Below are 5841 nucleotides of genomic sequence, written 5' to 3'. Positions count from 1 at the left end.
CGCGCGACGCGGCCCGTCGTGCGCGCGCGGCGCCGGCAGCCGCTGCAGTACAATGCGAGCCGTTCGATCGACGGGGACGCGATGACCGGCTCAGATTCACCTACTGCCCGGCCCGGGCGCGCGCTGCCGCCGCCCAGCGCGACGGTGCCGATTTCGCTCGTCAACGGCTTTCTCGCGAGCGCCGGCGTACAGCACGATATCGTCGAGCGCTACCTGCGGGAGGCCGGCATCCCGGCCGAGCTGCGCAGCGAGCCGCACGCGCGTGTGACCGAGGAGCAGTTCTCGACGCTATACCGCACGCTCGCGATCGAGCTCGACGACGAGATGCCCGGCATCTTCTCGCGCCCGTTGCGCGGCGGCACGCTCAAATATCTGTGCCTGAGCCTGCTCGATGCGCGCAATCTCGAAACCGCGCAGCATCGCTTCGGCCAGTTCTTCCATATCCTGCTCGACGATTTCTTCGTCGAGTCGAAGCGCGACGGCCTCGTCGCGCAGGTGCTGCTGCGGCCGAATCCGGCAGTCGGGCCGATCGGCGCGCTCGGCCAGGAACTGATGCTCAAGCTCGTGCACGGCGTGTGCTCCTGGCTGATCGGACAAAGGATTCCGCTGCTGCAGATCGAGTTCGCGTGTCCGCGGCCGCGCCACGCGGTCGATCATCTCTATTTCTTCTCGGGGCCCGTGCAGTTCGACTGCGAGCGCACGCTGATGCGCTTCAGCGCCGACTATCTGGACGCGCCGATCCGGCAGAGCAAGCGCAACCTGCGCAAGTTCCTCGCACGCGCGCCCGGTGACTGGATCTTCGAGACGTTCAGCGAGCAGCGCGTCTGTCACCGCGTGCGGCAGTATTTGTCCGAGGCATTGCCCGATCTGCCGGTGATCGAACAGGCGGCCGAGCATCTGCATTGCTCGGTGCGCACGCTGAGCCGCCATCTGGCCGCGGAAGGCACGACGTTCCAGGCGCTCAAGGACGAACTGCGGCGCGACATCGCGATCCAGCGGCTCACCGACACGCAGGACACGATCGCGGCGATCGGCGCCGATATCGGCTTCGACGATCCGAGTGCGTTTCATCGCGCGTTCCGGCACTGGACGGGGAGTACGCCGGGGACGTATCGGCGGCGCGCTTAGCGTGTGGGGACGCGGTGGTGGTTTGCGCGGCGCGCGTCCCATAACCGGCTCCGTTCGGGCTTCGCTTCCCATGGACGGCATCCATCGACGGATCCCATAGGCGGCTTCCTTTGGGGATGGGGGCGGAAAGGCGCGATGATGGGGGCGATCGCGGATGTCGCGCGCGGTGCGGGGATGCGTGCTGCTGCGTGACGAACCCTGCCGTTTTCGAACCAGGCCGCGGCTGCATGCGGACGCGCAGCGGTGCATTATCTCGATCTTCGGCGATGCAAACGCCACCCCGGACCCGCCATGCCCAACTTCCTGACTTTGCTGCGTCCTGTTGTTGTCGCTTCACGCCGTCTGCGCATGCGCGGAGGATGGCACGGCCGATACGACGTCTCCCCGCGGCTGTTCCCGGTCTGCGCGACCGTATTCGACACGCGCTGCGGACTGCTCGATCGCCGCGGCAAATGGGCGATCGAACCCAGGTACGGTCAGTTCTTCGCGAGCGACGGCTATTGGGTCGTCACGACACCGGCCGGCCGCGCGGGCCTGCTCGACACGGCCGGCCGCTGGCTGATCGAGCCGTCCTTTCGAGACATCGGCCGCTTCCGCGACGGCCTCGCTCCCGCGTCGCAGTTTGCGGATGGTCGTTACGGCTATATCGATCCGAAAGGCAGCTGGGTCATCCCGCCGCGTTTCGAAACCGCGGGCGCATTCAGCGAAGGTGTGGCGGCGACGAGCGTGCCGGCCGGCGGGAATTCGCAAGCGACGTACATCGATCCGCACGGGCGGCAGGCCGTGTCGGGCACGTACGCACGAGCTGGCGCGTTTCATTTCGGGGTTGCACAGGTCGATCGCGGGCTCAACGACAGCTATGAGACGGCGCTGATCGATAGAACCGGCCGGCTGATCGTCCCGTGGGGGCACCGCTACGATTTCAGACCGGTGATGCGCGATCGCATTATCGAATCGGGACCCGCACCCAATGGGCTGGTCCTGCGCGACGCTGCCGGCAAGGTGCTGTTCACGGCCGAGAGGCGCAGCGGCGAGCCGTCGGAGGGCCGCATGTTCTATTCGCAGGACGGCTCGGGCATGGGGCTGCTCGACATCGCGTCCGGCAAGCCGATCGTGCAGCCACGGCCGGATTGGCGCAGCGTCTACGGTGCGTCGACCTTCTCCGACGGCCTCGCGTGGATTTGCACCGCGGATTGCACGGACCGGCGCCGGCTTGCGCTGGTGGACCGAGACGGCCGGACCGTGTTGCCTCCGGCTCTCTATGAACAGGTGTGGCCGTTCGTGAACGGCGCGGCGCTCGTCAAGTATCCGGGGAAAGCGTGGCAATTGATCGACCGGCAGGGCCGCACCGTGATGCCGCCGCGCTACGAAGGCATCGTAGAGCCGGCATGGGAATCGAGCGCTCAGACGCCGCGGATTGGCGATATCTGGCGCATCACCGACAACGAATCCGTGCATGATCTGCGCAATAGCGTGTGGATCGACACGCAAGGCCGTCTGCTCGCCCGTGTCGAGACGCTGGATTGCGGCATCCAGGCGGTGCGCGACGGCAAGGGCGACACGATCTGGCCGCGCGACGTCGAGGCGGCCTGCGCGGTTTATCGGCAGGACCACGGCACGTCGGGCGCGGCCGCGGCGCCGGTGTCGCCCGACCGGATCGCCGCAGTCAGGCGAGCGCAGGCGCGAGACGCAGTCGACTCGCGGCAGGATGTGATGCAGCGCGAGGCGGGCCGGACCGACGACGGCCCGCTGGCCGCGATGCTGGGCGGCCCGCCAGCGGACCTGTGGCGCGACGCGCGCTGGCAGCACGGCCCGAGCCGCGTGCGCGTCGGCGATCTGGCGTCCGTGTCGGTGCCGGCCGGTTTCCGGTATCTGTCCCCGGACGCCGTGCGCAGCCTGCGCGGCCCGCTGATCAAGGCGGGCTGGCTGGCGGCGAACGTCGATCTCGATGCCATGCCTCGTGCGCTGCTGGTGCCGGACAACGCGGTCTGGGCGATGAGCGTGGTGCTTGCGCGCCAGGGACACGTGCCGGTCGATCAGGCGCGACTGGACCCCGAAGTGCTGCGGAAAACGATGGAGGCGCGCAGCACAAACATTCTGAGTCAGCTTCACGAATCGCGGCCGACCCTGCACCACGTCGAGTGGATACGCACGCCGAGATGGGATCCGGCCGCACATCGGCTGGACTGGATTTACAACGACTTCGCGCTGGGCGGTTCGACCGGCAACACGTACTACCTGACCTCCGTCACGCTGGGGCGTCGCGCGACGGTCGGCATGCAGGTCGTGCTCGGCGGCGCGGGCGCGCAAAGTATCGAACGCGCCGTGCGAGACGACTTCGACGCACTGATCAAGGGCGTGTCGTTCGATGCCGGCGAAACGTATGCCGACACGACGTCGGGCGACGAAATCTCGAAGATTTCACTGGACGAGTATGTGACCGGTCCGCCGACACCCGAGGAAATCGCTGCGCCGGCGAAGTTCGCGCAGGCGCGGGAGCGCGAGTTCTGGCACACGCTATGGGCGCGCATCCTGCCGCTGCTCGGTCTGGCGGCGATCGCGCTGGCCGCGACGCGCAAGCGCGACAAGCGATCGGACGGGGATCGATCCCGGGATTCGTGACGCTCGCCGGGGCGCGTCCAGACCACTTTTCCACCCCTCCGCCGCGCGTCGCGTGGCCCGTTTTGTCACTAGGTGGGCCGGATATGACAATAAGGATTCGGGGCTTCGGCGTTAGGATGGCTCGCAACGTCGCCCGGATCTGGCCAGTTTTGCCGTATCGAGCCCCGTGGCGCATCTCATTCACCGCCTGATTGGAATACGACCATGAGCTATACCGCCCCCGTCAAGGACATGCTGTTCGTGCTGAAGGAACTGGCCGGCATCGACGCCGTCGCGCAGCTGCCGGGTTTCGAGGATGCCGGGTACGACACCGCCCAGGCGGTGCTCGAAGAGTCCGCGAAATTCTGCGGCGAGGTGCTGGCGCCGCTGAACGTCGAGGGCGACCGCAATCCGAGCAGCTGGAAGGACGGCGTGGTGAGCGCGACGCCCGGCTTTCGCGAAGCGTTCCGCCAGTTCGTCGAAGGCGGCTGGCAGGGGCTGCAGCATCCGACCGACTACGACGGCCAGGGGCTGCCGAAGCTGATCGCGACGCCGTGCATCGAGATGCTGAACGCGTCGAACCTGTCGTTCGCGCTGTGTCCGCTGCTGACCGACGGCGCGATCGAGGCTCTGCTGACGGCCGGCAGCGACGAGCAGAAGCAGCGCTACGTGCCGAAGCTGATCTCCGGCGAATGGACGGGCACGATGAACCTGACCGAGCCGCAGGCCGGCTCCGACCTCGCGCTCGTACGCTCGCGCGCGGAGCCGCAGGGCGACGGCACCTACAAGGTGTTCGGCACGAAGATCTTCATCACGTGGGGCGAGCACGACATGGCCGACAACATCGTCCATCTGGTGCTCGCGCGCACGCCGAACGCACCGGAAGGCGTGAAGGGCATTTCGCTGTTCATCGTGCCGAAATTCCTCGTCAACGAAGACGGCACGCTCGGCGCGCGCAACGACGTGCATTGCGTGTCGATCGAACACAAGCTCGGCATCAAGGCGAGCCCGACCGCGGTGCTGCAATACGGCGATCACGGCGGCGCAATCGGCTATCTGGTCGGCGAAGAGAATCGCGCGCTCGAATACATGTTCATCATGATGAACGCGGCGCGCTTCGGCGTCGGGATGCAGGGCATCGGCGTCGCCGATCGCGCGTACCAGAAAGCGGCGGCGTTTGCGAAGGAGCGCGTGCAAAGCCGTCCGGTCGACGGCTCGGCGAAGCAGTCGGTCACGATCATCCATCACCCGGACGTGCGGCGCATGCTCGGCACGATGCGCGCGCTGACCGAAGGCGCACGTGCACTGGCGTACGTGGCCGCCGCGCACAGCGACATCGCGCATCGTCATCCGGACGAGGCGACGCGCGCGCGTCATCAGGCCGTCTACGAATATCTGGTGCCGGTCGTGAAGGGCTGGAGCACGGAGATGGTGAACGACGTCGCGAGCCTCGGCGTGCAGGTGCACGGCGGGATGGGCTTCATCGAGGAAACGGGCGCCGCGCAGTACTACCGCGATGCGCGGATTCTCGCGATCTACGAAGGCACCACAGCGATCCAGGCGAACGACCTCGTCGGCCGCAAGACGCTGCGCGACGGCGGCGCGGTCGCGCGCGCGCTGATCGCGGAAATCGGCGAGACGGTCGCGGCGCTCGGCAAGCTCGACGGCGCGGCGGCTGCGTCGATGAAGGCGCAGCTCGAGCAGGGCGCGCAGGCGCTGTCGTCGGTGGTCGACTACGTGCTCGCGAATGCGAAGCAGGATCCGAATGCGGTATTTCTCGGCAGCGTGCCGTATCTGAAGCTCGCGGGCATCGTGCTGTGCGGCTGGCAGATGGCGCGTGCGCTCGTCGCGGCCGATGCGCAGCGCGCGAACGACCCGGCGTTCTTCGACGCGAAGATCGCGATCGCGCAGTGCTATGCGGAGAACGTGCTCGTGCAGGCAAACGGGCTCGCGGCGTCGATCGTCGGCGCGAAGAACGGCCAGGGCGTGCTCGCGATGACGGAAGACCAGTTCTGAGCCGAGCGCACGCGGACGCACACCGGAGGAGACAGGATTTTGACCACACAGGATCTGATCGCGCAGTACGGCCCGCGCGAATCGATGGAATACGAC

3 protein-coding genes are annotated in these 5841 nt (G+C 67.3%); all 3 read left to right on the top strand.

What is annotated here, in order from left to right; translation table 11 throughout:
* The first annotated feature begins 18 nt into the window (after positions 1 to 18).
* The 3 genes from HMPREF3115_RS16140 (at position 19) to HMPREF3115_RS16130 (ending at position 5745) form a co-directional block, all read left to right on the top strand.
* Positions 19 to 1128 (top strand): AraC family transcriptional regulator, encoded by a 1110-nt coding sequence (locus HMPREF3115_RS16140; protein ID WP_070555094.1) that lies wholly within the window; start codon positions 19 to 21, stop codon positions 1126 to 1128.
* A 243-nt stretch (positions 1129 to 1371) separates the two neighbouring features.
* Positions 1372 to 3750, top strand: coding sequence for a DUF2167 domain-containing protein (locus HMPREF3115_RS16135; protein WP_256276212.1), 2379 nt, complete (start codon positions 1372 to 1374; stop codon positions 3748 to 3750).
* Between the two features lie 204 nt (positions 3751 to 3954).
* Entirely contained in the window at positions 3955 to 5745 is a 1791-nt protein-coding gene (locus HMPREF3115_RS16130; RefSeq protein ID WP_070555092.1) for an acyl-CoA dehydrogenase, read from the top strand.
* Positions 5746 to 5841: the final 96 nt, after the last annotated feature.

Origin of the sequence: Burkholderia sp. HMSC10F09 (genome assembly GCF_001806955.1) — a bacterium.
Lineage (GTDB): Bacteria > Pseudomonadota > Gammaproteobacteria > Burkholderiales > Burkholderiaceae > Burkholderia > Burkholderia multivorans.
This window is presented reverse-complemented; position numbering and strand designations above follow the sequence as displayed.

Bases quoted from the DNA above. Each gene is read 5' to 3' on its own strand.
- HMPREF3115_RS16130 (WP_070555092.1), top strand. From the start codon at position 3,955: ATGAGCTATACCGCCCCCGTCAAGGACATGCTGTTCGTGCTGAAGGAA.